At 66.0% G+C, this 25,165-nt stretch carries 27 protein-coding genes and 1 pseudogene; 8 read left to right on the forward strand and 20 right to left on the reverse strand.

The features are described from left to right. Nucleotide 1 precedes the first annotated feature (1 nt). Genes E5P2_RS19725 through E5P2_RS19745 form a run of 5 tightly spaced genes read right to left on the reverse strand, consistent with a single transcriptional unit; the run spans nucleotide 2 to nucleotide 3,938 of the window. Nucleotides 2-496, reverse strand: a complete 495-nt coding sequence (locus tag E5P2_RS19725; RefSeq protein WP_162568783.1) for a hypothetical protein — start codon at nucleotides 494-496, stop codon at nucleotides 2-4. Continuing rightward, the gene (locus E5P2_RS19730) at nucleotides 493-1,098 is read right to left on the reverse strand and encodes a hypothetical protein (RefSeq protein ID WP_162568784.1); all 606 of its coding nucleotides are present in this window, start codon (nucleotides 1,096-1,098) and stop codon (nucleotides 493-495) included. Before E5P2_RS19730 ends, E5P2_RS19725 begins: the two co-directional genes overlap by 4 nt. A gap of 1 nt (nucleotide 1,099) precedes the next feature. Continuing rightward, nucleotides 1,100-1,807 (reverse strand): MotA/TolQ/ExbB proton channel family protein, encoded by a 708-nt coding sequence (locus E5P2_RS19735; protein ID WP_232080764.1) that lies wholly within the window; start codon nucleotides 1,805-1,807, stop codon nucleotides 1,100-1,102. Beyond that, the gene (locus E5P2_RS19740; protein WP_162568785.1) at nucleotides 1,786-2,130 is read right to left on the reverse strand and encodes a high-potential iron-sulfur protein; all 345 of its coding nucleotides are present in this window, start codon (nucleotides 2,128-2,130) and stop codon (nucleotides 1,786-1,788) included. Before E5P2_RS19740 ends, E5P2_RS19735 begins: the two co-directional genes overlap by 22 nt. Nucleotides 2,131-2,144: 14 nt before the next feature. Beyond that, on the reverse strand, nucleotides 2,145-3,938 hold the full coding sequence (locus E5P2_RS19745; RefSeq protein WP_162568786.1) for a PQQ-dependent methanol/ethanol family dehydrogenase: 1,794 nt from the start codon (nucleotides 3,936-3,938) through the stop codon (nucleotides 2,145-2,147). Between the two features lie 262 nt (nucleotides 3,939-4,200). Between E5P2_RS19745 and E5P2_RS19750 the strand changes: the two genes are divergently transcribed. Then, a complete protein-coding gene (locus tag E5P2_RS19750) occupies nucleotides 4,201-6,132 on the forward strand; it encodes a dipeptidyl-peptidase 5 (protein WP_162568787.1) in 1,932 nt (643 codons plus the stop codon). Between the two features lie 48 nt (nucleotides 6,133-6,180). Here E5P2_RS19750 and E5P2_RS19755 read toward each other — a convergent pair. Both E5P2_RS19755 and ilvB read right to left on the reverse strand, forming a co-directional pair. After that, nucleotides 6,181-6,438 (reverse strand): annotated as a pseudogene (locus E5P2_RS19755) (sugar transferase); the annotation flags it as partial. Between the two features lie 119 nt (nucleotides 6,439-6,557). Then, nucleotides 6,558-8,339: a biosynthetic-type acetolactate synthase large subunit gene (gene ilvB, locus E5P2_RS19760; protein WP_162568789.1), complete on the reverse strand. Its 1,782-nt coding sequence runs from the start codon at nucleotides 8,337-8,339 to the stop codon at nucleotides 6,558-6,560. 64 nt (nucleotides 8,340-8,403) lie between these two features. Here ilvB and E5P2_RS19765 point away from each other — a divergent pair, with 64 nt between their 5' ends. Both E5P2_RS19765 and E5P2_RS19770 read left to right on the forward strand, forming a co-directional pair. Further along, nucleotides 8,404-8,898, forward strand: coding sequence for an Lrp/AsnC family transcriptional regulator (locus E5P2_RS19765; RefSeq protein ID WP_162568790.1), 495 nt, complete (start codon nucleotides 8,404-8,406; stop codon nucleotides 8,896-8,898). A gap of 139 nt (nucleotides 8,899-9,037) precedes the next feature. Next, nucleotides 9,038-9,658, forward strand: coding sequence for a MarR family winged helix-turn-helix transcriptional regulator (locus E5P2_RS19770; protein WP_232080765.1), 621 nt, complete (start codon nucleotides 9,038-9,040; stop codon nucleotides 9,656-9,658). A 154-nt stretch (nucleotides 9,659-9,812) separates the two neighbouring features. Here the strand turns inward: E5P2_RS19770 and E5P2_RS19775 are convergent, their stop codons facing one another. From E5P2_RS19775 to orn, 4 genes are all read right to left on the reverse strand, one after another. After that, nucleotides 9,813-11,384, reverse strand: coding sequence for a DHA2 family efflux MFS transporter permease subunit (locus E5P2_RS19775; RefSeq protein WP_162568791.1), 1,572 nt, complete (start codon nucleotides 11,382-11,384; stop codon nucleotides 9,813-9,815). Next, nucleotides 11,381-11,851 (reverse strand): MarR family winged helix-turn-helix transcriptional regulator, encoded by a 471-nt coding sequence (locus E5P2_RS19780; RefSeq protein WP_162568792.1) that lies wholly within the window; start codon nucleotides 11,849-11,851, stop codon nucleotides 11,381-11,383. Before E5P2_RS19780 ends, E5P2_RS19775 begins: the two co-directional genes overlap by 4 nt. 118 nt (nucleotides 11,852-11,969) lie before the next feature. Then, nucleotides 11,970-13,745: a DEAD/DEAH box helicase gene (locus E5P2_RS19785; protein WP_162568793.1), complete on the reverse strand. Its 1,776-nt coding sequence runs from the start codon at nucleotides 13,743-13,745 to the stop codon at nucleotides 11,970-11,972. 213 nt (nucleotides 13,746-13,958) lie between these two features. Continuing rightward, nucleotides 13,959-14,555 (reverse strand): oligoribonuclease, encoded by a 597-nt coding sequence (gene orn, locus E5P2_RS19790; RefSeq protein ID WP_162568794.1) that lies wholly within the window; start codon nucleotides 14,553-14,555, stop codon nucleotides 13,959-13,961. A gap of 64 nt (nucleotides 14,556-14,619) precedes the next feature. Here orn and E5P2_RS19795 point away from each other — a divergent pair, with 64 nt between their 5' ends. From E5P2_RS19795 to rsgA, 3 genes are read left to right on the forward strand one after another with little or no spacing between them, the layout of a single operon-like run. Beyond that, a complete protein-coding gene (locus tag E5P2_RS19795; RefSeq protein WP_162568795.1) occupies nucleotides 14,620-15,891 on the forward strand; it encodes a M48 family metallopeptidase in 1,272 nt (423 codons plus the stop codon). Nucleotides 15,892-15,908: 17 nt separating this feature from the next. Next, a complete protein-coding gene (locus E5P2_RS19800; protein ID WP_162568796.1) occupies nucleotides 15,909-16,247 on the forward strand; it encodes a 4a-hydroxytetrahydrobiopterin dehydratase in 339 nt (112 codons plus the stop codon). A 17-nt stretch (nucleotides 16,248-16,264) separates the two neighbouring features. Continuing rightward, nucleotides 16,265-17,203, forward strand: coding sequence for a ribosome small subunit-dependent GTPase A (gene rsgA, locus E5P2_RS19805; RefSeq protein WP_162568797.1), 939 nt, complete (start codon nucleotides 16,265-16,267; stop codon nucleotides 17,201-17,203). Here rsgA and hisC read toward each other — a convergent pair. The 7 genes from hisC to rpsP form a co-directional block, all read right to left on the reverse strand. Next, a complete protein-coding gene (gene hisC, locus E5P2_RS19810) occupies nucleotides 17,197-18,306 on the reverse strand; it encodes a histidinol-phosphate transaminase (protein ID WP_232080766.1) in 1,110 nt (369 codons plus the stop codon). The two genes, rsgA and hisC, sit on opposite strands and share 7 nt — an antisense overlap. Next, nucleotides 18,303-19,307, reverse strand: coding sequence for a CobD/CbiB family protein (locus tag E5P2_RS19815; RefSeq protein WP_162568798.1), 1,005 nt, complete (start codon nucleotides 19,305-19,307; stop codon nucleotides 18,303-18,305). The genes hisC and E5P2_RS19815 overlap by 4 nt, the downstream gene beginning before the upstream one ends. 47 nt (nucleotides 19,308-19,354) lie before the next feature. Further along, entirely contained in the window at nucleotides 19,355-20,071 is a 717-nt protein-coding gene (locus E5P2_RS19820) for a CoA pyrophosphatase (protein WP_162568799.1), read from the reverse strand. A 169-nt stretch (nucleotides 20,072-20,240) separates the two neighbouring features. Further along, a complete protein-coding gene (rplS, locus tag E5P2_RS19825) occupies nucleotides 20,241-20,624 on the reverse strand; it encodes a 50S ribosomal protein L19 (RefSeq protein ID WP_162568800.1) in 384 nt (127 codons plus the stop codon). Between the two features lie 89 nt (nucleotides 20,625-20,713). Continuing rightward, nucleotides 20,714-21,460, reverse strand: a complete 747-nt coding sequence (trmD, locus tag E5P2_RS19830) for a tRNA (guanosine(37)-N1)-methyltransferase TrmD (RefSeq protein ID WP_162568801.1) — start codon at nucleotides 21,458-21,460, stop codon at nucleotides 20,714-20,716. 18 nt (nucleotides 21,461-21,478) lie between these two features. Next, the gene (gene rimM / locus E5P2_RS19835; RefSeq protein ID WP_162568802.1) at nucleotides 21,479-22,033 is read right to left on the reverse strand and encodes a ribosome maturation factor RimM; all 555 of its coding nucleotides are present in this window, start codon (nucleotides 22,031-22,033) and stop codon (nucleotides 21,479-21,481) included. 15 nt (nucleotides 22,034-22,048) lie between these two features. Next, nucleotides 22,049-22,312 (reverse strand): 30S ribosomal protein S16, encoded by a 264-nt coding sequence (gene rpsP / locus E5P2_RS19840; protein ID WP_162568803.1) that lies wholly within the window; start codon nucleotides 22,310-22,312, stop codon nucleotides 22,049-22,051. Between the two features lie 164 nt (nucleotides 22,313-22,476). On the opposite strand from rpsP, the gene E5P2_RS19845 reads away from it, so the two are divergent. Together E5P2_RS19845 and E5P2_RS19850 are read left to right on the forward strand one after the other, a co-directional pair. After that, complete coding sequence (locus E5P2_RS19845) at nucleotides 22,477-22,998, forward strand: GNAT family N-acetyltransferase (protein ID WP_162568804.1); 522 nt, start codon at nucleotides 22,477-22,479, stop codon at nucleotides 22,996-22,998. Then, the gene (locus E5P2_RS19850) at nucleotides 22,995-23,441 is read left to right on the forward strand and encodes a hypothetical protein (RefSeq protein WP_162568805.1); all 447 of its coding nucleotides are present in this window, start codon (nucleotides 22,995-22,997) and stop codon (nucleotides 23,439-23,441) included. Before E5P2_RS19845 ends, E5P2_RS19850 begins: the two co-directional genes overlap by 4 nt. A gap of 4 nt (nucleotides 23,442-23,445) precedes the next feature. On the opposite strand, the gene E5P2_RS19855 is transcribed toward E5P2_RS19850, so the two are convergent. Next, complete coding sequence (locus tag E5P2_RS19855) at nucleotides 23,446-24,456, reverse strand: inorganic phosphate transporter (protein WP_162568806.1); 1,011 nt, start codon at nucleotides 24,454-24,456, stop codon at nucleotides 23,446-23,448. 13 nt (nucleotides 24,457-24,469) lie between these two features. Beyond that, entirely contained in the window at nucleotides 24,470-25,114 is a 645-nt protein-coding gene (locus E5P2_RS19860) for a DUF47 domain-containing protein (RefSeq protein ID WP_162568807.1), read from the reverse strand. Between the last annotated feature and the right edge of the window lie 51 nt (nucleotides 25,115-25,165).

Raw genomic sequence — 25,165 nt, forward strand, 5'->3', positions numbered from 1 at the left:
GTCATTTCTCCGGCAGTTGCGGCACCGGCATGTCGCGCAGCTTGATGACCGTCTCGTCATGGCCCGGCCGCAACCATGCGAGCCCTTTCTTGCCGGCCTTGGGCTCGCTGGTGCCGATCTGTGTCACGCCTTCGCGAATCTTCTTCATGCCGTCGTTGAGCAGCGAATGCAGGTCCTTGTCGTACGGCAGTTGAAAGGCGCGCGGCTGCGCTGCCGGCTTGCCGTCTTCGATGGCGTTGACCCAGATGTAGAGCCCACCGGCTCGCTGGCCGGCGGGCTCGTCGATCACGGCGGCGAGCAGCACGAAGCGCTCGGGCATCGCGTCGGGGCTGGGCCATCCCCACATCCGGTGCACCACCTCGTCCGCGAAGAAATAAAGACAGGTCACGCCGACCACCAGCAGCCCCTTGAGCCAGGCCGGCCAACTCGACCACAGCAAGGCGAGCACCAGCAGCAGGACCAGGATGGCGAAGCTCAGGACGAGGCCGAGGGTCATAGCATCCGCACCAGCTTCTTGGGCAAGGTGTTGACGTTGGCGATGCGGCCGTCGGGCAGGATGGTGAAGCGCGCCGCAGTCGCCTCGTCGCCGGCCCGCGCCAGCGTGAGCTTGCCGTGGAACGCGATCTCGGCGCGCGGATTCACCTTGGTGACCGACACCGTCACTTCCACCGGTTGCCCGTCGCGCGACTGGTAGTACTGGACGTTGACCGTGAATTCGCCGGGGACGATGCCGCGTACCGTCACCACCTCCTGGCGGAACGGGCTGACGATGCGTCGGCCGTCGACCAGCGTCGATGCGTTCGCGTCGCCGCGGTCGTCACGGTCGAGGTACATCAGGCCGGCCTCGCGCTGCCGGAACCACACCAGGTTGCCGGCCGGATCCTGCACCCAGGTGTCGATGTCGTTCGGATTGCGATCGGGCCAGTCGACGGTGATGAGGTATTCGGCCTTCGATGGAATGTCCCCGGCCTTGAGCGCCTTCGGGTTCATCGCCAGCAGCGCCACGATGAAGCAGAAAACGAAGGCGATCAGCATGTTGAAGAGCATGTCGTAGAAGGGATCGACCTCGGCTTCGCGACGGACGTGACGGCGGCGCATGTCAGGCTCCGGGGATGGTCTGCCCTGCCAGCCCGATGCGCTGGATGTCGGCGACCAGCTGGTCGGCATAGCGATCGAGCCGCGTGAGCTGCAAGCCGAGCAGGATGTTGCCGACCAGCCCGACCATCGTGGTGAGCAGCGCCACGCCGAGGCCTGCCGTGAGGCTGCGCAACAGGTCCTGCGATTGCGCCGGGTCGAAGCTCTGCGTGTTGCCGATGTCCAGCGCCAGGATCGAAAAGCCGATCACCTTGCCGAGCAGGCCCAGCTTGAGCTGCGCGCCGTTCACCCACCATGCCGCGGCATGGGCGCCGTGCGTGCGCTCCATCAGCAGGTCGAGTGCGGTGTCGGCATCGGTCTTGTCATGCGACAGCACGCGCCAGTAGTCGGCGGCCCAGCACGCGGCTGCCGCGCCGCGTGCGCGCGCATCGCCGAGCGCGACGCGCTGTGCCTGCAGCACGCGCGCGCGTGCGCCGCACCACAGGGTCGCGGCGGCAAACACGATCACGATGGCCAGCGTGATGCCGGTCGGATCGGAGCGCAGCAACAGCGCCCACACGCCACGCGCGCCCAGCAGCCAGGTGGCGAAGGCGAAGGCGCCGGCCAGCGCGAGCCATTCGAACCACAAGGGCTCGGGCGCCGGCACCGCACGGCGCGGGCGGCCCGCTGCCCAGCGTCTGCCCGCCGCCCTCAGGCCGGCTTCGGCGCCCATGCCGTGCACCAGCCTTCGGCGGCGACGTGTTTGCGGCCGAACATCGCGCAGCCGGCCCATGGGTCTGCGGCAGCGCCCTGCCACATCGCGCAATTCACGCACCGCTGGGTGGCCGCGTGCCTGGGGTACTTCTTCGCATCGACGTTCCTGCTGTCGTGCCTGTAGCCCAGCTGCACCGCCGTTTCGTCGGCCTCCTCGACGTGGGGCGGCGCGGCCAGCGCACCGACCGGCGTCACGGCCAGCAGGCAGATGCCGCCGACCATGCGACCGACAAGCGCTCTCCTCGTGGCCTCGACGGCCACGCCTTCCTTGCCCTTTTCCATGGCGCCTGCCCCGGTCAGTTGGAGGCGACCTTGGCGTCCGCGGCCTTGGCCGTGCGCGGCGCATTGCCGCCGGAGGGGATCTTGAAGACCCACACCATGCCGCCCTGCTCCAGGAGGTTGACCTTCTTGGCCACCTCGCCGCCCCACAGCGGCACCGCGCCGCCCCAGCCCGACACCACGCCCACGTACTGCTCGCCGCCCTGCTGCCAGGTGATGGGCGGCGCCACGACGCCGGAGCCGGTCTGGAACTCCCACACCACCTTGCCCGTCTTCGCGTCGGCGGCCTTCAGGTAGCCTTCGGGCGTGCCCCAGAACACCAGGTTGCCGCCGGTGGTCAGCACGCCGCCCCACAGCGGCGCGCCGTTCTTCACTTCCCAGGCGATCTTGCCGGTCTTCGGATCGATCGCGCGCAGCGCGCCGATGTAGTCGTCGTTGAGCGGCTTGATCGTGAAGCCGGCACCCAGGTAGGCCGCGCCCTTCTTGTAGGCGACCGGCTCGTTCCAGATGTCCATGCCCCATTCGTTGGCGGGCACGTAGAACATCTTGGTGTCGGGGCTGTAGGCCATCGGCATCTGGTTCTTGCCGCCGAGGAAGCCCGGCGCGGCGAAGACGGAGCTGCCCTTCTTGCCGTCGGCACCGGCGGTCGGATCGCCGGGCCGGTTGTCCGCGATGAAGTTGGGGCGGCCGGTCTTCAGGTCGATGCTGCTGGCCCAGGTGATTTTCTTGACGAAGGGAAACGCATTGAGCAGCTGGCCCGTGGTCGCATCGTTCACGTAGAAGAAGCCGTTGCGATCCGCCTTGCCGCCGACGCGCTTGCCGTCCATGTCGAAGGTGACGAACTCGTTGACGCCGTCGAAGTCCCAGCTGTCGTTGGGCGTGCCCTGGTAGTGCCACTTGATCTGGCCCGTCTTCACGTCGATCGCCACGGTGGAGCACGAATAGAGGTTGTCGCCCTGGCGCAGATGGCTGTTCCACGGCGCCGGATTGCCGGTGCCGAAGTAGGCCAGGCCGGTCTTCGGATCGAAGGTGCCGCCGAGCCAGGTGGCCGCTCCGCCCGTCTTCCAGAGATCGCCGGGCCAGCTCTTGTTGGCGGTGCCCGAGATGCCGTTCTCCTTCTTGTTGCCGTCCTTGTCGTAGGTGTAGCCCATGTGGCCTTCGACCGTGGGCCGTGTCCACAGCAGCTTGCCCGTCTTGGGGTCGCGTGCCTCGACGCGGCCGACCACGCCGAACTCGCCGCCGGACACGCCGGTCAGCATCACGCCGTTGGCGATGATCGGCGCGGCCGTGGCCGAGTAGCCTGCCGCGTAGTCGTCGATCTTTTCCTTCCAGACCACGTCGCCGGTGTTCTGGTCGAGCGCCACGAGCTGGGCGTCGAGCGTGGCGAAGATCACCAGGTTGTCGTACAGCGCCGCGCCGCGGTTGACCACGTCGCAGCACGGCATGATGCCTTCGGGCAGACGATGCTCGTACTTCCACAGCTTCTTGCCGGTGGTGGCATCGAGCGCGAAGATGCGCGAGTACGACGCGGTGACGAACATCTTGCCGTTGCTGATGACGGGCTGCGACTCCTGCCCGCGCTGCTTCTCGCCGCCGAACGAGAAGGCCCACACCGGCGCCAGCCTGGCGACCGTGGCGGTGTTGACCTGCTTCAGCGGCGAATAGCGCTGCCCCTGGGTATTGACGCCCCAGGTCAGGATGTTGCCGCTGGCCGTGGCCTCGGACTGGATCATCTTGTCCGTGACCTGTGCGTCGGCCGCAGCCGCCGCCAGGCCGATGGAAATAAGAGCGGTCAAGAGCTTCAATTGCATGGTGTCTCCTCGTGGATGGATATCGCGGTTCGGACGCGCCCCTGTGAGCACGCCCATCACCATGCAGAGGGGCAATGTCCGTGCCACGCGCCGAAGCCGCTGCCGGCAACCGCGTTGTGGCAATAGCGGGCATGTGTCGCGCGATGGCGTGCGGGTTTTCCCGTTGGACTGCTACAAGGTTGAACAGCAGGCGCGGCGGCGATCGTGGCATCTCGCCACAGTGACAATCGGCGGGCGATCCCTACCCCGCGAGGTCTCACCCATGCCCCCTTCGATCACCGCCCCTTTCGGCGCCTGGCCATCGCCCATCACGTCCGAGCGGGTGGCGACGGCCCAGACCACGCTGATCGACGTGCTCCTCCACGAGGGCGTCGTCTACTGGATCGAAGGCAGGCCGCTGGAGGCCGGCCGCCATGTGCTGGTTCGCCTGGGTGACGACGGCGCGGGCGTCGATGTCACGCCACGGCCTTTTTCCGCCCGCACGCGGGTGCACGAATACGGCGGCGGCGCCGTCTCGCTGGCGGCCGGTGCGGTGTACTTTTCGAACTTCGCCGATCAACGTCTTTACCGGCTCGACGGCTCGGGCGTGCCGACACCATTGACCCTGGCGCCGGCGTCGAACGATGCCGTGCTGCGCTACGCCGATGGGCAGATCGACGCCGCGCGCCTTCTCTGGATCGGCATCCGCGAGGACCATCGGACGCCTGGCGCCGAGGCCGCCAACACCCTCGTCGCGCTGGGCCTGGGTCCGGCCGGCGGCGAATCGGTGCTCGTGCAAGGAAGCGACTTCTATGCCTCCCCTCGGCTGAGCCCGGATGGCCGGCTGCTTGCGTGGCTGGCCTGGGACCATCCCGACATGCCATGGACCGCCACCCAACTGTGGGTCGGCGAGTTCGACGGCGCGGCGGTCACGAATGCGGTCATGGTGGCGGGCGGCCCAGGCGAATCGGTGTTCCAGCCGGAGTGGTCGCCCGATGGCCTGCTCCACTATGTCTCGGACCGTTCGGGCTGGTGGAACATCTATCGGCGCGAAGCGAGCGGCACCGCCGTCAACCTGTGTCCCAGGACCGCGGAGTTCGGCCGGGCTCAATGGGGTTTCGGCATGTCGACGTATGCGTTCGTGTCGGCGCACCAACTGGTGTGCACGTACACCGAGGACGGCAGCGGCAAGCTCGCACTGCTGGACCTGCATGGCGGCGCGCTGACGCCGTTCGATCTGCCGTTCACGGAGTTTTCCTCGGTGAGGGCGAGTGCCGGCACGATCGCGTTCAAGGCCGGCAGCCCCACCGTGGCAGGCGCGGTCGTCGTTCTGGATGCGGCGTCGGGGCATGCTGCGATCGTCCGGAACACCACGGCCATGGCCGACGACCCGACCCTGCGCGAATACATCTCGACGCCCCGGTTGATCGAGTTCCCCACATCGCCGGGCGAAACCGCCTTCGCGCTGTTCTATCCGCCGGCCAACGCCGACTGCCAAGGCCCGCCGGGATCGCTGCCGCCCTTGCTGGTCAAGTGCCACGGCGGCCCCACCTCGTCCGCCTCCAGGAGCCTCGACCTGCGCACGCAGTTCTGGACCAGCCGCGGCATCGCCGTCGTCGACGTGGACTATGGCGGCAGCACGGGCTACGGGCGCGCCTATCGCAACCGGCTTCATCGCATGTGGGGCATCGTCGATGCACGGGACTGCGGCGCGGCCGCGTCGTATCTCGTCGCGAACGGGCTGGTGGATGCGGCACGCATGGTGATCACCGGCGGCAGTGCCGGCGGCTTCACCGCGCTGAGCTGCCTCACGCATGCAGACCCGGCGCTTCGAGGGCTTTTTCGCGCCGGCGCAAGCCACTATGGCGTGAGCGACCCCGAGGCGCTGGCACGCGACACGCACAAGTTCGAGTCCAGGTACATGGATTGGTTGATCGCACCGTATTCGGACGCCGGTCGTCAGACGTACATCGACCGCTCGCCGGTTCGCAACGCCGGCAGGATCGGCGCGCCGGTCGCCTTCTTTCAAGGCACGGAAGACAGGATCGTGCCGCCCAGCCAGACCGAGGAGATGGTCGCGGCCCTGCGCCGGCGAGGCATCTCCGCGCTGTACCTGCTCTTCGCCGGAGAACAGCACGGGTTCAGGCAGGCCACCCACATCCAATGGGCATTGGATGCGGAACTCTATTTCTACGCTGCGCTGGCATGGAGGTGATGCACGCCGCGCCAAAGGCAGATGGCAGCGCGGAAACAGAGCCCCCTCTCAGGCCTGATCGCCCGTGAATTTCGTCATCGTTGCCTCGCCAGCCGCATGGATGGCATCCCGCACGCACACCTTTCGAACGGTGAGCCACAGGATCCGGAGATCGAGCCAGATCGAACGGTGATCCACGTACCAGACGTCGCTGTCCTTCCACGCCAGGGCGTTGCGGCCATGGACCTGGGCCCGTCCGGTGATGCCCGGACGCAGTTCGTGGCGCCGACGCTGCGCGGGCGAATACAAGGGCAGGTATTCCATCAAGCCATGCGCAGGCGCCTCGCCGCGGCCGCCGCCGGCGGCAATGCAACGGAAGAAATGGAGATCTCGGGCACGCTATGCATCCGCGGCGCAGAGGAGAGCGCGGTCAGTTCCGCGGCGCGTCAATCGCCTTCGTACCAGCGGTCCTTGCCCAGCATCACACGATGATGTCCCTGTCCCGACGGCATCATCGGAAAGCAGTTCTCCTGCGCGGCCACCTGCACGTCGAGAAAGAACGGGCCCTCGTAGGCCAGACATTCGGCCAGCGCAGCGTCGAGCTCGGCCGGATCTGACACACGGCGTGCGCCCCAACCGAAAGCCTTGGCCAGCGCGACGAAATCGGGCAGCGCCTCATTCCAGCTGTGACTCAGACGATTGCCATGGTTCAGCTCCTGCCACTGGCGCACCATGCCCATGTAGCCATTGTTCGAGAGCACCAGCTTGACCGGCACACGATGCTGCATGGCGGTCGACAGCTCCTGGATGTTCATCAGCACCGACGCATCGCCGCTCACGCACACCACCAGCGCGTCCGGATGCGCGATCTGCGCGCCGATCGCTGCGGGCAGGCCGTAGCCCATGGTCCCTGCACCGCCCGAAGTGAGCCAGCGGCGCGGACGCTCGAAGCGCATGTACTGCGCAGCCCACATCTGGTGCTGGCCGACGTCGGTGGAGACGATCGCATCACGGCCTGAAATCGCTTGCTGCAGCGAGGTCATCAATTGCTGCGGCAGGATGACTTCCTCGTTCGGCACGAAAGCCAGGCAACGCTGCGCACGCCAATGTTCGATGCGCTGCCACCAGGGCGCCAGCCGCTCGGGCGCCAGACCGCCGAGTTCGGGCATCGCGAGCAACGCATCGAGCACCACACCGCAGTCGCCCACCATCGGCACGTCGACCTGGACCACCTTGTTGATGCTGCTGGGGTCGATGTCGATATGAATCTTGCGTGCGTGCGGACAGAACTCGTCGAGCTTGCCCGTCACGCGGTCGTCGAAGCGCGCGCCGACGCAAACCACGAGATCGGCTTCATGCATTGCCAGGTTGGCCTCCAGCGTGCCATGCATGCCCAGCATGCCGACGAAACCTGGATCGGAAGCCGGGAACGCGCCAAGGCCCATCAGCGTCAGCGTGCACGGCGCGCCGAGACGATGCACAAGGCGCGTGAAGGCCTCGCAAGCCGAGGGGCCGGCGTTGATGAGACCGCCTCCGCCATACACGATCGGCCGGCGCGCGGTGGACAGCAGATCCGCGGCGCGTTGCAGACTTCCGCGCGGTGGCTGAGACGTCGCGCCTTCACGGAGGGAGCGCGCCGGTGGCGACGTCGGTCCGCGGCCCAGCGGCGTGAGCTGGACGTCCTTCGGTACATCGAGCAACACCGGTCCCGGCCGTCCCGACGCCGCGATGTCCAGCGCGCGCCGCACCACGGCCGGAATGTCGTCGGCCACCCGCGTCTGGTGGTTCCACTTGGTCACCGGCCGAGACATCCCGAGCGCATCGCTTTCCTGGAACGCATTGGTGCCGATCACGGCAGTGGCGACCTGTCCGCTGATGCACAGCAGCGGCACCGAGTCGCTGATGGCATCGAGCAGCCCCGTGATGGTGTTGCCGACGCCGGGCCCCGAAGTCACCAGCACCACGCCCACGCGCCCGGTGGTGCGCGCATAGCCTTCGGCCGCATGAACGGCGGCCTGCTCATGACGCACAAGCACATGGCGCAGCCGGGGCTCGCCGTGCAAGGCGTCATAGAGCGGCAGGGCAGCGCCGCCGGGGTAGCCGAAGATCGTGTCGACGCCGCATTCGATCAACGTATGCAGCAGCGCCTCGGCGCCGTTGCGCGCACGCGCTTCGAGAGTGGCCGCATCCAACACGGGGCGAGACAACGAATGGGTAACGGTTTGCATGCGTCGATTCTTCCTAAATTGATGCAGAATTTGCTTCATTCTTTTGTCTGTATCGCGAGTTTTCATGAAAATCAGTCGCCAAAATCAAGATATCCACGAAGAATTGTTCGACAAACTCGATCTCGCGATCCTGCGTGTGCTGCTGGGCGACTCGCGCAAGACCCTGCAGGAGATCGGCACCGAAGTGGGCCTGTCGCCGACGAGTTGCTGGAACCGCATCAAGAAACTCGAGGCCCAGGGCGTGATCAAGGGCTACACGGTCGACCTCGACGCCGCCAAGCTCGGCTACCGCGACTCGGTCATCGTGCAGCTCACGCTCGAGAGTCACAACGACGAGACGCTTTATGAATTCGGCCGCGTGCTGGCGACCATTCCCGAGATCCAGGAGGCCTATCTGGTTTCCGGTGACTACGACTACTACATCCGCATTGCCGTGCGCGACACGCGCGACTATGAACGGCTGCTGCGCGAGAAGCTCTACAAGATTCCCGGCATCCGGCACAGCCAATCGCACTTCGTGCTGCGCGTGCTCAAGGAAGCAACGGTTCCGCTGGGTTAGCACCATGCGTATCGAAGATGCATTTCTTATCTTTTGAGAAAGATAAATAGATGACATTTAAGATACGACCTCGCGCACCACAGGCCACGCGCCGGACCGAGACATCGATGCCGCGACGAACACCATGGAGACCCTGCAAATGAAGCACGAGACTGGCGCAGCGCGCGGCCGGGCACCCCGAGGCCAAGCGAAAACGAAGCGCCACGCAGCCGCGGCCTCGGCGCCGGTCGCGATGGTCGGCCAGCAGATCCAGGAGGACCTGGTCGGCCGTGGCATCCGGCAATGGCGCAATGAGCGGCCCGATCTCGACAGCAGCGGCAAGGCGGTCGTCGGGCGCCTGCTGCGCCTGGAAGAGGTCGTGCTGCGCACGATCAATGCCGTGCTGCAGCCCTTGGGTCTGAAATACCAGGAATATGCGGTTCTGGCGACGCTGCGCGTCGCGGGTCCGCCCTATCGCCTGTCTCCGTCGCGGCTTCAGGCGACCTTGCTGTTCACCTCCGGCGGCCTGTCGAACCTGCTGAAGCGGCTGGAGCTCGAAGGCTTCGTGCGCAGATCGACGGATCCCAAAGACGGACGCGGTGTCGTCGTCAAGCTGACCGCCAAGGGCATGCGCATGGCCGACGACGCGATGCCCCGACACGCCGCCGCCGAATTGCATCTGCTGCGGATGTTCGAGCCCGAGCAGCGCGAAATCCTGGCCCAGTTGCTGAGTCGAATGATGGTCGGCAACGCACCGGAACTCGGGCCGGAATCGGCCTGACATCGGCGTCCGCCGGCATGCGACGGACGCTGGTATCGAAGGCGACTGCGTTGAAAGCGCGGCGTACGCCCACACGGAAGGAACGACGGGCCGACAGAATTTCGGTCTTCGCGACACTTTCGAATGCATGAACAGAGAAGGGGGGAGCCTCATCCTAATGCGGTACCTCGACCGGCTCGCCCGCATCGGCCCGGGTGCGACGTGGGCTGCGAATCAGCAGCAGCAGCGGAATAGCCGCGAGCGTGATCATCATCATGATCGCGAAATCGTCGAGATAGCCGATCAACGCGCCTTGCCGAGTGACCTCGGCATTCAGCACGGCGAGCCCCGGCATCGTGTCGGGATTCAGCAACGCGGGCAGGTTGATCAGGCCCTGGTTGCCGGGCGCCACCGTGGCGGCGATTTCGGCATGCGCCCTGCTGGAACCCTCGGTCAACAAGGCCTGCACGATCGAGATGCCCACGCTGCTGCCGATGTTGCGCAGCAGGCTGAAGACCGGCGTGCCCTGGTGGCGCAGTCGAGGCGCCAGCGTCGCGAAGGTCGCGGTCGACAGCGGCACGAAGGTGAATCCGATGCCAAGACCCTGAATGAAGCCCGAGGTGATGATCAGCGTGCTGTCCATCTGCAGCGTCATGCCCGTCATCTGCCAGAGCGAGAATGCCGTCAGACCAAAGCCGATCGCCATGATCGCGCGCACGTCCACTCGCTGCACCAGTCGCCCGACGGCGATCATCGCGATCATGGTGCCGACGCCGCGCGGCGCCGTCACCAGGCCGGTGTAGACCACCGGATAGCCCATCAGCCCCTGCAGGAAATTCGGCAGCAATGCCATCGTCGCGTACAGGATCATGCCGACAATGAATGCGAACAGCAGGCCGGTCACGAAGTTGCGGTCCTTGAGCAGATCGCGATCGAAGAACGAGACGCCCTCCACCGTCCAGGTATGGATGACGAAGAAAGCGAAGGCGATCAGCGCGGCGACCGCTTCGAGCTTGATCTCCCACGAATCGAACCAGTCGAGCTGTTCGCCCCGATCGAGGAAAAGCTGCAGCATCCCGATGGCCAGGCTCAGCGTGACGAAGCCGAAGATGTCCAGTCGCTCGCCCTTCGGCCGGCTTTCGGGCAGGTAGCGTCCGATGCCCCACAGGGCGATCAGCCCGACCGGCAGGTTGATGAAGAACACCCACCGCCAGTCGAAATTCTCGGTCAGCCAGCCGCCCAGCATCGGACCGAGGATGGGCCCCACCATGATGCCCGCGCCCCAGATCGCCATCGCCTGGCCGACCTTCTCGCGCGGATTGATGTCCAGCAGCACTGCCTGCGACAGCGGCACCAGCGACGCACCGAAAATACCTTGCAGCAGCCGCGCCGCAACGATACCCAGGAGTGAAGTCGCCAACCCGCACAGCGCCGACGCGACGGTGAAGCCGATCACCGAAATCAGGAACACCTTGCGCCGGCCCCATTGGCCGCAAAGCCACCCCGTCAACGGCAGCGCGATGGCGGCGGCCACGATGTACGAGGTGAGCACCCAGGTGATCTGATCCTGCGAGGCCTGCAGACTGCCCTGCATGTGCGGCAGCGCCACGTTGGCGATCGTGGTGTCGAGCGCCTGCATGATGGTCGCCAGCATGATCGAGATGGTGATCATCCCGCGATGCGCCACGCCGGTGCCGGGCTGCAGCGACGCAGGTGCGGAGCCGGCCCGCAGCGCAATGGCGCTCATCGAGCCTGCTCCGCGTCCTCGAGATCCAGTGCCATCAACCCCTGGCGCGCCTTGCCCAGCAGCGCCAGCAGCTGCGCGCGCTCGGCGGACGTGAATGCGGCAAGCGCCCGGGCGTGCAGCGAATCACTGATCGTGAGGGCGGCATCGAGTGCTTTTTCCGCACTCGGAGCCAGATGAACGCGGTTGACGCGGCGGTCGCTGCTGCTCGGCTCGCGCCGCAGCCAGCCCGCGGCCTCCAGGCGATCGCAAAGACTGCCCACCGCCATCGCGCTCAGGTCCAGGCGCTGCGCGAGCTCCACTTGCGAAAGCGGCTGCTCGTCACCTCGCATGGCCAGCGCGCCGAGCACCCGGCACTGCGCACGCGAAAGACCGATGCGCTTGCGCGCCAGCCGGTCGAACTGCTGACCGTAGAGCTTCGCGACGTCGTTGACCAGGAATCCGAAGCGCTGGGTGAAGTCTCTCTTCATAAGAGATGTGATTATAAATATACTTATTAAATTTCACCAGTTGCCAAAAGCAAAAAGCCCGCGCTTCGAAGAAGCACGGGCTTTTGAAATGATGCAGCAGCAGCGGGGCTGCGCGGGATCAGCGCGTAGGCTTGAAAGAACGCTTCTGCGCGTCGCGGGGCACGAAGACCTTGCCTCCGCCACCGCCGCCATGCGCGCCTGGGCCGCGCGGCGCGCTGTCGCCAAAGCCTGGCTTGCGGCCGTAGCCACCTTCGTCGCGCCCGGCGCCGAAGCCTGCATGACCCCGGTCCTGGAAGCCGCGCGGTGCCGGTGCGGCGGGGCCGCGCGAACCACGGTCATTGAAACCGCTGGCGCCCGCATAGCCGCCGCCGCTGCGGTGACCACCACCGCCGCCGAACTTGCGGTCACGCGAATGGTTGTCGCGGCCTCGGCCGCCGAAGTCGCCCTGCGGACGCGCTTGCGGCGAGCGCTGCTGCGGCTCGAGGCCGGGAATGACTTCGGCCTTGAACTGCTGCCGGCTGTAGGCCTCGATGTCGAAGATCTTGCGGCGATCGCGGAATTCGGCGAAGGTCACGGCCAGACCGTCGCGCCCGGCCCGGCCCGTGCGTCCGATGCGGTGGGTGTAGTCCTCGGCTTTCATCGGCAGACCGAAGTTGAAGACGTGCGTGATGGTTGGCACGTCGATGCCGCGCGCGGCCACGTCGGTGGCGACGAGGATCTGGACCTGGCCTTGGCGCAGCGCCATCAGCCGGCGATTGCGCAAGCCCTGGCTCAGCGCGCCGTGCAGCGCCACGGCGCTGAAGCCATCCTGCTGCAGATCGTTGGCAAGACCGTCGCATTCGACTTGCGTGCTCGCGAACACGATGGCCTGGTTGAGGGTGGTATCGCGCAGCCAGTGGTCGAGCAGCTTGCGCTTGTGCTGCATGCTGTCGGCCCAGAACAGCACCTGCTTGATGTTGACGTGCTTTTCCTGCGGGCTGTCGATGGTCACGCGCTGCGGCTCGCGCATCACGCGTTGCGCCAGCTGCTGGATGCGGGGCGCGAAGGTCGCGCTGAACATCATGGTCTGCTGGCGCTCGATGGTGAGCTGGTTGACTTCGGCGAGGTCGTCCGAGAAGCCGAGGTCGAGCATGCGGTCGGCCTCGTCGACGACCAGGAACTTGACCTGGTCGAGCTTGATCTGCATCGAGCGCTGAAGGTCGAGCAGGCGGCCTGGCGTGGCGACCACGAGGTCGGCGTTCTGCAGCTTGGCGATCTGCAACTGGTAAGGCATGCCGCCGACCACGCTGGCGATGCGCAGCCCACGGCAGTGCTTGACCAGGTCGATGGCATCGTGCGCGACTTGCTGTGCGAGTTCGCGCGTGGGGCAAAGGATCAGCGCGCCGGGTGTGGCCGCCTTGAAGTGGCGCGCGTTGGTCGGATCCTTGCGCTTGGGCTTCTTCGGCGGCGCTTCGCCGCGTACGGCGGCTTCGGCTGCAAGACGCTGGAATTCGGCCTTGGCCGCGGCCTCGGCTTCGGCCTGGCGCTGCAGCAGCGTGTGCAGCACGGGCAGCAGGAAAGCCGCCGTCTTGCCGCTGCCGGTCTGGCTCGACACCATCAGGTCGACGAAACGCGTGGCGCCACCGGCGCTGCCGCTGGCCGTCATGGCGCGCGGAATCACCTGTTCCTGCACCGTGGTGGGCTGGGTGAAGCCGAGGTCTTCGACCGCAGCGATCAGCTCGGGGGCCAGGCCCAGCTTGATGAAGCCATTGGGCAGCTTCGGCGGCTCGACCGCATCGATCGCTTCGAAAACGGCGGGGGCCTCACTGGTGGAGGAAAAGGATTCGCGCTCGGCGGCGAAATCATCGGATTGCACAGGCGCGAAGTCGCCCTGCGCTTCAAAAGCGTCGGTCATTCAAAAATTCTCATGCGCGAGCGCTGCCGTGGGCGACGCTCCGTCGGTGGTGAAAAACATCAACCATCCAACGACGTTCAGCAAGGACTTTCGTCTTCGCTGCGGCCCGATCAAAGGGGCGCGATGTGCAAGATAGGGAGATGCAAGAAACGCTACCGCAACCTGTTGCGCTGCAGCGAAGCTTATGATTATCGCACGGCCTCGGGTTTTTACCTAATCCTGCAGCCGCAGAAAGGTCTGCCGGTAGTGCGCGAGTTCCTCGATCGACTCGTGCACGTCCGCCAATGCGGTGTGGGCCTGCTGCTTCTTGAACGCGGCATAGGCAGCCGGCTTCCAGCGCTTGGCAAGTTCCTTCAAGGTGCTGACGTCGAGATTGCGGTAGTGGAAGTACGCTTCCAGCTTCGGCATGTATTTCACCAGGAAGCGCCGGTCCTGCCCGATGGTGTTGCCGCACATCGGTGAGCCGTGCTTCGGGATGTAGCGGGAGATGAAGTCGATCAGTTGCTTCTCCGCTGCCGTTTCGTCCAGTGTGGAGGCCTTGACCTTCTCGATCAGTCCGCTGCGGCCGTGCGTGCCCTTGTTCCAGGCATCCATGCCGTCGAGGACCTCGTCGCTCTGATGGATGACGAGCACGGGGCCATCGATGCGCGGCTCGAGATCGGGGCCGGTCACGACCACGGCGATCTCGAGCAGGCGTTCCTTTTCGGGATCGAGGCCGCTCATCTCGCAATCGAGCCAGACGAGGTTCTGATCGCTCTTCTTGAGCGTGGTGGCGGGCACGGGCGCAGTCGGGTCCAGGGATTCGGGCATCGGGCGATTGTCGTCGATGGCCCCACTCACGAATGGGAAACGCGCGGGCTAAACTCCACGGGCCATGTCCAGCCCTCTTTCCGCCTCCCTCGTTCTGACGCTCGCGTTCGCCTTCGCGCTGACCGCTGGGCTGGCCGTCAAGTTCTGGCTCGCCACGCGGCAGGTGCGCCATGTGGCACGGCATCGCGATGCCGTGCCGGCTGCCTTCGCGCAGGCCATCACGCTCGCAGCCCATCAGAAGGCCGCCGACTACACGGTGGCGAAGACCCGTTTCGGCCTGCTCGAAATGGCATGGAGCGCGACCGTGCTGCTCGGCTGGACCCTGCTGGGCGGCCTCGACATGCTCAACAAGCTGTTGCTGGCCTGGCTCGGCGGCGGCATGCTGCAGCAGCTGGTGCTGCTGGCGGCCTTCGCGCTGATCGGCGGACTGCTCGAGCTGCCGTTCACGCTGTGGCAGACCTTCAGGCTCGAGGAGCGCTTCGGCTTCAACAAGATGACCTGGCGGCTCTGGCTCGCCGATGCGGCCAAGGGTCTGCTGCTGGGCGTGCTGATCGGTCTGCCGATCGCGGCACTCATCCTGTGGCTCATGGGCGCCGCCGGCAGGCTGTGGTGGCTGTGGGCATGGGGCGCCTGGATGGCGTTCAACCTGCTGCTGATGCTGATCTACCCGAGCTTCATCGCGCCGATCTTCAACAAGTTCAAGCCGCTGGACGACGCCGCGCTCAAGCTGCGCGTCAATGCGCTGATGCAGCGCTGCGGCTTCGCGGCCAAGGGCCTGTTCGTGATGGATGGCAGCACGCGCAGCGCGCATGCCAATGCCTATTTCACCGGCTTCGGCGCCAGCAAGCGCGTGGTCTTCTACGACACGCTGTTGCGCCAGCTCAGTGCCGGCGAGGTCGAGGCCGTGCTGGCCCACGAGCTGGGCCACTTCAAGCACCGGCATGTCATGAAGCGCATGGCCGCGATGTTCGCGCTCAGCCTGGCCGGGTTCGCGCTGCTGGGCTGGCTCTCGGGCCACGCGTGGTTCTATGCCGGCCTCGGCGTGCAGCCCAACATGGCGGCACCCAACGATGCGCTGGCGATCCTGTTGTTCATGCTCGCGGTGCCGGTGTTCGGCTTCTTCGTCGCTCCGCTGCCGGTGCGCATCTCGCGCAAGCACGAATTCGAGGCCGACGCCTACGCGATCGCGCAGACCAGCGGCGCCGACCTTTCCGCAGCGCTGCTCAAGCTCTACCAGGACAACGCCTCGACGCTGACGCCCGACCCGGTGTTCGTCAAGTTCTACTACTCGCATCCGCCTGCATCCGAGCGCCTGGCGCGTATGGCTGCGGCCTGACTGAAGAAAGGCCCATCATGAGCAGCATGCTGAAGCCCAAGGACTGGAAGACGACTCACCGCCGCGCGCTGAGCGCCACCGAGATCGTGGCCGGCCTGGCCCGGCTCGAAAGCTGGAAGCTCACCGGCGACGGCGCCGATGTCGCGATCGAGAAGACCTTCACTTTCGCGAACTACTTCGAGACCATCGCTTTCGTGAATGCCCTGGCGCTGGTCGCGCACAGGCAGGACCACCATCCGGACCTGTCGGTGCACTACAGCCGCTGTGTCGTGCGCTTCAACACGCATGATGTCGGCGGCATCTCCGCCGCCGACTTCGATTGCGCGGCGCAGGCGGATGCCCTGCTGGCCGCCTGAGCGCATGGAAGCCGCCGTTGGCTAAGCAGCGCGGCGCCGCAAGCGATGCGGCATTGCGCGAAGGGCTGGTCATCGCGAGCCATGGCCGCCACTGCCTCGTCGAAACGCCGCAGGGCGATCGCCTGATCTGCCATCCACGCGGCAAGAAAAGCCAGGCCGTCGTCGGCGACCGCGTGCTCTGGCAGGCCAGCGAGGACGAAGGCACCATCGAGCAGGTCAGGCCGCGCAAGAACCTGTTCTATCGCCAGGACGAGATCCGGACCAAGTCCTTCGCGGCCAATCTCGACCAGGTGCTGATCCTCATCGCAGCCGAGCCCGAGTTCTCCGAAACCCAGCTCGCACGCGCACTGATCGCCGCCGCGGCCGAACGCATCGTGCCGGTCATCGCACTCAACAAGAGCGACCTGGTCAAGCCTTTCGAACGGGCCTGGGCCAGGTTGGCGCCCTACCGCCGCATGAAGTACGACGTGCTTGCGCTGGCATTGACCGCGCACGGCGAGGCCGACCGTGCCACGCTGACCACGCTGCTCGCGGGCAGGACCACGCTCGTGCTGGGCCCCTCCGGCGCGGGCAAGAGCACGCTGATCAATCTGCTGGTGCCCGGCGCGCTGGCGCTGACCGGCGAGATCTCGCAAGCGCTCAACTCGGGCAAGCACACCACGACCAGCACGACGTGGTACTGGGTGGACGCTGCGCGCACCACCGCGCTGATCGACTCGCCCGGCTTCCAGGAATTCGGCCTGCATCACATCGAGGCGATGCAGCTCGCGCACCTGATGCCCGACATCGCCGAGCATGCGTCGGGCTGCAAGTTCTACAACTGCACGCACCTGCACGAGCCGGGATGCGGCGTGATCGCGCAGGTGGAGTCGCCCGGTCGCTCCGGAACGATCAGCGCCTCGCGCTACCGGATCTACGGCGAGCTGTTCGCGGAACTGAGCCGCACGCGCTACTGAGCCGCGCCGAGGATATCGCCGAGCGCATCGACGAGCGCCGCGCACTGGTCGCGCGTGCCGATGCTGATGCGCAGGTACTGCGCGATGCGCGGCTGATTGAAATGCCTGACCAGCACCGCGCGTTCGCGCAGCGAGGCCGCGAGACGGGCCGCATCGTGCGCAGCATGCCGGACGAACACGAAATTGGCTTGCGAAGGCAGCACCTCGAAGCCGAGGTCTTCCAGCTGCAAGGTCAATCCTTCCCGCGTGTCGATCACCGCGTCGCGCGTCTTGATGAACCACGCTTCGTCCTCGAAGGCCGCGATCGCGCCCGCGGTCGCAAGACGGTCGAGCGGATAGGAATTGAAGCTGTTCTTGACGCGCTGAAGACCTTCGATCAGATGCGCGTGGCCGCAAGCAAAGCCGACACGCAGCCCTGCAAGCGAACGCGATTTGGACAGCGTCTGAACGACCAGCAGGTTCGGATACCGGGCGATCAATGGCATCGCGCTTTCTCCGCCGAAATCCACATAGGCCTCGTCCACCAGCACCACGCGACGGGGACACGCATCGAGCAGCTTTTCGATGCACGCGAGCGGCATCCCGATACCGGTCGGCGCATTGGGATTCGCCAGCACGATGCCCGCGCAACCGGCCGCAGCACGCGCGGCCAGCGCATCGGCATCGATGCGCAGACCCTGATCGACCGGCTGCAGCTCGCAGTCGATGCCGTAGAGCTGCGCGTAGACGCGATAGAAGCTGTAGCTGATGTCAGGCATCAGCAAGGGCTCGGCCTGCTGGAAGAAGGCGAAGAAGGCATGGGCCAGTACTTCGTCGGAGCCGTTGCCGGCGAACACCTGCGCGGACGCGAGACCGTAGCGCGCCGCAATCGCCTCGCGCAGCGTGACCGATTCGGGATCGGGATAGCGCTCGAGTCCGTTGGCGGCCGCGGCCTGAACGGCATCGATCACGCGCGGCGACGGCGGATAGGGGTTCTCGTTGGTGTTCAGCTTGACGAGCTTCGCGATGCGCGGCTGCTCGCCGGGAACATAAGGCTCCAGCGCGCCGATGCGCGGACTCCAGAAACCGGGGACGCCACGCGAGGCCGACACGGCTTCGCTCACCCCAGCAATCGCGCCAGGGTGAGCAGCGCGAGCAGCACCATCCACATCACGACCGAACGCCAGACCAGCCCGACGACGCTGCGCAGATGCGCCGGCTCGGGCTCGCGTCCCGGCGTGCTGCCGCTGTCGGGGCCGCGGCCGCCGGCGAAGGAATCGCCGGCCTGCGCACGCGACAACGGATCGGCGAGCACCGGTGCCGCGCTCAGCGTGCCGCCGCCGAGCCTCACGTTCACCGCGCCCGAGGTCGCGGCGAGGATCACGCCATCGTTCTCGTTGGGAAAGCGCCGCGCATCGTTGCGCCAACAGTCGATCGCCTCCTCGAAACTGCCGACCACGGCGAAGCCGAGCGCCGTGATGCGCGCGGGCAGCCAGTCGATCAAGGTCCAGGCGCGCCTTGCAGCCTGCTGGACCCAGATGCTGGAGGGCTGCATCGAAGCACCGTTCTTGTGGATCCAGTAGCGAGAAACGAATTCGCTCATGCGGTAGAACACCGCGCCGGCCGGCCCGAGCCCGATCGCGGCCAGGACCGAGAACCAGGCCAGCACGCCGAACACATGCCGGTGCGCCGCGATGACCGAATGCTCGATCACATGCCGCACGATTTCGCTGCGCGGCAGATCGGCCGCATCGACATGCTGCCAGTGCGCGAGCAATGAACGGGCGAGCGGCTCGTCACCCTCGTCGAGCGCGTCGCGAATGCCGGTGAAGTGATGGCTGAACTGCCGGAAGCCGAGCGTGACGTACAGCACCGCAATGCTCCAGAGCACCGCGAACGGCAGGCCCAGGGTCAGAACGAGCAACCAGTGCACACCGAGCACGATCAGCGTCGGCATGAGCACCGCCAGGCACCAGGCCACCCAGCCATGGTGCGGCTTGCCCGCGTCGAAATTGCGGCTGGTCCAGCGCGTCCATGCGAGCACGCCGCCGTAGACGGGGTTGTGGTACGCGAGCGGTCGCACCTGCTCGATCAGCAACGCGCACAGGATCGCAAAGAAGCTCATCCGTGGATTCTAGGGTGAGCCCTCCGCGCGCTGCCCCATGGGCGAATCTATGCCGAAAGAAAGCGGTAGAGATTGCGCAGCATGCCGGCCGTCGCGCCCCAGACGAAGCGCTCACGCGTGCCGTCCTGGTAGGGCATGGACAACCATTCACGCGAGCCGAAATCGGGGTCGATCCGCACATGGCGCCGATGGTTCGCGGGATTCATCAGATAGGCGAAAGGCACCTCGAAAGCGTCGGCGACCTCATCAGGATTGAGGGTCAGTTCGAAATCCGGACGCACGAGGGCGACGACCGGCGTCACGACGAAGGCGGTCACCGTGGTGTAGGTCGGCAGGCTGCCCAGCACCTCGATGTAGTCAGCCGAGAGGCCGACCTCCTCCCACGCTTCACGCAGCGCGGCAGCGGCGATATTGGCATCTTCGGGGTCGACCCGTCCACCAGGGAAGGCGACCTGGCCTGAGTGCGTGGACAAATGGGTCGTCCGCTCGGTGAGCAGGATCGTCGGCTCGTCCCTCATCACGATCGGCACGAGCACGGCGGCTTGTGCCGGCATGCGGTCCGTCAGTTGGGGTTCACGCCGCAGTTCGGGCGCCCAGACGGGAGGCGTGGCAAAGCGCGCTCGCAGGGCACGTGCGGTGAGCCTTGCGGGCGGAACTGCCGGCAACGCCGAATCGATGCCGATCACCGGAGCCTGGCGCGGGTCGAACGATCTCAGTGCCGACGGCAGGATGGCGTTGATGGTTTCGACGGAGGAAGCGCGCATGGCGGGCGATGGAGCGGTCAAGAAAGAATACGGGTCAAGTAAAACGCAGAAACGGCGCCGGCGCGACACGCAGCACCACAACATAAATCACGCTTGCCTCGCTGCAGCACGGGGCCAATGCAAAAAGCCGCCTCGAACGGCGGCTTTTTGCGAGGCAGGCAGGCACTGCTTATTGAGCGGCCGAGGCTGCCGACGACTTGCCGGGCAGCTTTTCCTTGATGCGAGCCGAACGGCCGCTGCGCTCGCGCAGGTAGTACAGCTTGGCGCGGCGCACATCGCCGCGGCGCTTGACTTCGATGCCGGCGATCAGCGGGCTGTAGGTCTGGAAGGTGCGTTCCACGCCTTCGCCGCTGGAGATCTTGCGCACCGTGAAACCGCTGTTGAGGCCGCGGTTGCGCTTGGCGATCACCACGCCTTCGTAGGCCTGCACGCGCTTGCGGGTGCCTTCCACGACGCTCACGCTGACGATGACGGTATCGCCGGGCATGAAATCGGGGATCTTCTTGCCGAGCCGGGCGATTTCTTCCTGCTCGAGGGTCTGGATGAGGTTCATGATTTCCTGGATTCGATCGTGCTCGCGCTACACAAAAGGCGCCTTCGAAAGAGTCGGCGCGGCCGGGCAGAGGATCGGGGAGCCAAAGATTATAGCTTTTTCCGGAGTGCCTTCTCATCGAGCGGGCTGAGCCGGCCCGCAGCGCGCGCCGCGTCGATCAGATCGGGTCGCTTTTGCCGGGTGATCGCCAGCCGCTGGTCGCGCCGCCAGCGCTCGATCTGCACGTGATGGCCGGACAGCAGCACCGCCGGCACGCCCTCGCCGTTCCATTGCTCCGGCCGGGTGTAATGGGGGCAATCCAGCAAGCCATCGAGCGCGGGATTGAAGCTGTCCTGGACATGACTGGCTTCGTCGCCGAGCACACCCGGCTGCAGCCGGGCGACCGCGTCCAGCAGCGCCATGGCAGCAACCTCGCCGCCCGACAACACGAAATCGCCCAGGCTGATCTGGTGCGTGACGCGCGCGTCGATGAAGCGCTGGTCGATGCCCTCGTAGCGGCCGCAGACCAGAACGGCGCCCTCGCTTGCCGACCACCGCTCGACGGCCTCGTGGCGCAGGCTTTCGCCGATCGGAGAGAACAGCACCACGGGCGCCGCGGCCGCACGCGCTGCCAGCGCGGCATCGAGACAGGCCGACAACGGCTCGGCCATCATCACCATGCCGGGACCGCCACCGAAAGGCCGGTCGTCGACGCGCCGGTAGTTGCCTTCGGCGAAGTCGCGCGGATTCCAGAGCACGACCTCGACCTGCTTCGACTCAAAAGCGCGGCGCGTGACACCGTTCGCCAGAAAGGGCGTGAAGAGTTCGGGAAACAGGGTGATGACGTCGAAGCGCATGGCGCCGCCCCTGCCCGCTCAATAGTCCGGCTGCCAGTCGACCGTGATCAGCCGGCCGGGCAGATCGACCTTGTCGACGAAGGCCGAGACGAAGGGCACCATGCGCTCGACGGGCTTGCCGTCCTCCTGGGCTTCCAGCACCAGCGTGGTCTGCGGGCCGGTGGCGAGCAGTTCGCGCACGGTGCCAAGCACGATGCCTTCGCGGTTCACGACCGAAAGCCCGATGAGGTCGACCCAGTAGTACTCGTCCTCGGCTGCCGTGGGAAAGCTCGAACGCGGCACGAACACCCGCGCGCCGCGCAGCGCTTCGGCCGCGTTGCGGTCCGCCACGTCTTCCGACGAGGCGACGATGCAATCGGAGTGTTCCTTGGCCTCGCGGATCGCGAGCCGGAATGCGCTGGCCGTCTTGGCGCCCGGCGGCTGCAGAAACCAGCGCTTGGAGGAAAAAAGCGCCTCGGGACTGGCGCTGTGGGGCAGGACCTTGAACCAGCCCTTGATGCCCCAGGCGTCGGCGATGCGCGCCACTTCGATCGCGTCCGCCGGCAATTCGGCGGCTTCGAGGGTGGGCAGCATCGCCGGGCCGGCGGCTTAGGCTGCCGCCTTGGGCGCCGCGTCGGCAGCTTGCTTGATCAGACGGTGGACGGTCGGCGAGGCTTGCGCACCGACGCTCTTCCAGTAGGTCAGGCGATCCTGCGCAATGCGGATGCTTTCTTCGTTTTCCTTGGCCGTGGGATTGTAGAAACCCAGGCGTTCGATGAAGCGGCCATCGCGGCGAACACGCTTGTCCGACACAACGATGTTGAAGAACGGACGGCCTTTGGAGCCGCCGCGGGAGAGTCGAATGACGACCATGATTTATCCTTCGGGTGGTGCAGCAAACCGAGAAGGTTCGCCCACGGTGTTCTTCCAGCGTCGAGACACGCGACATGGCCACCCGGCCAGCGACACGCTGAAAAGCCCACGATTATAGCCCGCTCCACTTTTTCAACCACCCTGGCAGCGCCAAGCGCCCCCGAATGACCACCATCCGCCCCAGCCGCGACGAAGACGTCGCGGCCATCACGACCATCTATGCCCACCATGTGCTGCACGGCACGGGCACCTTCGAGACCGAGCCCCCCACCGAGGCCGACATGGCAGCCCGCCGCGCCGATGTGCTGTCGAAGAACCTGCCGTACCTCGTCGCCGAACGCGAGGGCGAGCTGCTCGGCTTCGCCTATTGCAACTGGTTCAAGCCACGCCCGGCCTATCGATTCTCGGCCGAGGACTCGATCTACCTGGCCGAAGGCGCGCGGGGCCAGGGCCTCGGCACGCAGCTGCTGGCGGCGCTGTCAAAGGCCGCCGAATCCGTCGGCGTGCGCAAGCTCATCGCGGTGATCGGCGACTCCGCCAACGCAGGGTCGGTCGGGGTTCACCGCGCCCAGGGCTTCAGCCACGTCGGCGTGCTCAAGGACTGCGGCTGGAAGTTCGGCGAGTGGCGCGACGTCGTGCTGATGGAAAAGGTTCTGGGCGAAGGCAGCTCGACGAGGCCCGAATGAAGAACAAGACCCTGACGGCCTGGCTGGCCTTTCTTGGCGGCCCGCTGGGCCTGCATTGCTTCTACCTCGGCGGCTTCGGCAGCATCCTGGGATGGCTGCTCCCGATCCCCACCGCACTCGGGCTGTATGGCCTCGAACGCGTCAAGCAGTTCGGCATGGACGACGGCCTGAGCTGGGTACTGATTCCACTCCTGGGCTTCACCATCGCGGGCTGCGCCCTGACCGCCATCGTCTACGGACTGATGACGCCCGAGAAGTGGAACGCACGCTACAACGCCGGCCAGCCGCTCGAAAGTGCCGCAGGCAGCACCAACTGGCTCACGATCGGCGCCATCGTGCTGGCGCTGATGATCGGCAGCACGGTCCTCATGGCCAGCATTGCCTTCAGCTTCCAGCGCTACTTCGAGAACCAGGTCGAAGAAGGCCGGTTGATGTCCCAGTAGTGCGTCAGAACACCTGGATCCCGATCCAGTAGGCGATCGCCGCCACGAAGGCCGAGGCCGGAATCGTGAAGATCCAGGCCCACACGATGTTGCCCGCCACGCCCCAGCGCACCGCGCTGGCGCGCTGCGTCGAGCCGACGCCGACGATGGCGCCGGTGATGGTGTGCGTGGTCGACACCGGGATGCCCAAGGCAGTGGCCAGGAACAAGGTCAGCGCGCCCCCCGTCTCGGCGCAGAAGCCGCCCACGGGCTTGAGCTTGGTGATCTTCTGGCCCATGGTCTTGACGATGCGCCAGCCGCCGAACATGGTGCCGAGCGCGATTGCCGTGTAGCAGGCCACGATCGTCCAGGTCGGCGGATTGGCCGCATCGGCGGCCGCATAGCCGGTCGCGATCAGCAGCATCCAGATGATGCCGATCGTCTTCTGCGCATCGTTGCCGCCATGGCCGAGGCTGTAGGCGCCGGCCGAAATGATCTGCAGGCGCCGGAACCAGCGGTCGACGCGCGACGGCGTCGAGGTCCTGAACACCCAGGCCACCACGACCATCATGAACGAGCCGAGAAAGAAGCCGAGCAGCGGCGAGATGAAGATGAACGCCACCGTCTTCCAGATGCCCGAGGCGATCAGCGCACCAGAGCCGGCCTTGGCGATCACCGCGCCCACGATGCCGCCGATGAGCGCATGCGAGGAGCTGCTCGGAATGCCGTAGTACCAGGTAACGAAGTTCCAGCTGATGGCGCCGACCAGCGCGCCGAACACGACGTGCACGTCGACGACGCCCGGCTGCACGATCCCCTTGCCGACAGTGGCCGCGACGCTCAGATGAAAGACGAAGATCGCGACCAGGTTGAAGAAAGCCGCGAACACCACCGCCTGCCCGGGCTTGAGGACGCCGGTCGACACGACGGTGGCGATCGAATTCGCCGCGTCGTGGAAGCCGTTCATGAAATCGAAGGCGATGGCCAACACCACCAGCACCACCACCACCCAGAGGGCGACCTGAACCGTTGCCATTCGCCGTCCGTGCTCAGGAATTCTCGAGGACGATGCCCTCGATGACGTTGGCGACATCCTCGCACTTGTCGGTGATCGTTTCGAGCAATTCGTAGATGGCCTTCAGCTTGAGGACCTCGCGAACGTCGGGCTCTTCGCGAAACAGCTTGCTCATGGCGCTGCGCATCACGCGGTCGGCGTCGGATTCGAGCCGGTCGATTTCCTCGCAGGCCTTGAGCGTGGCTTCGGCCGTGGCCGGGTCGGTGATCTTGGAGAGGAACTTGACCGCGTCCTTGACGCGTTCGCAGCATTTCACGCTGAGCGTCGTGAGGCGGGTGATCTCCTCGGTCATGTGGCGCACGTCGTAGAGCGCCATGGTCTCGGCCGAGTCCTGGATCAGGTCGGCCACGTCGTCCATCGTGTTGATCAGCTTGTGGATCTGCTCGCGATCGATCGGCGTGATGAAGGTCTTGTGAATCAGCCGGTTGACGTCGTGCGTCACGCGGTCGGCCGCGCGCTCTGCGTTGTCGACATCGCGGTTGTACTGTTCGCGCAGGTGCAAGTCGTTGTAGTTCGCCACCAGTTGCTCGAACGCGCGCGCGGCTTCGACGATGCGGTCGGCGTGCTGGTTGAACATCTCGAAAAAATTCCCCTCGCGGGGCAGCAGCTTGCCGAACATGGCGATCTCCTGGATTCGCGGCCATCACATGCGCGTGACGCCATCGTGAAA

The organism is Variovorax sp. SRS16 (genome assembly GCF_901827165.1).
GTDB lineage: Bacteria > Pseudomonadota > Gammaproteobacteria > Burkholderiales > Burkholderiaceae_C > Variovorax.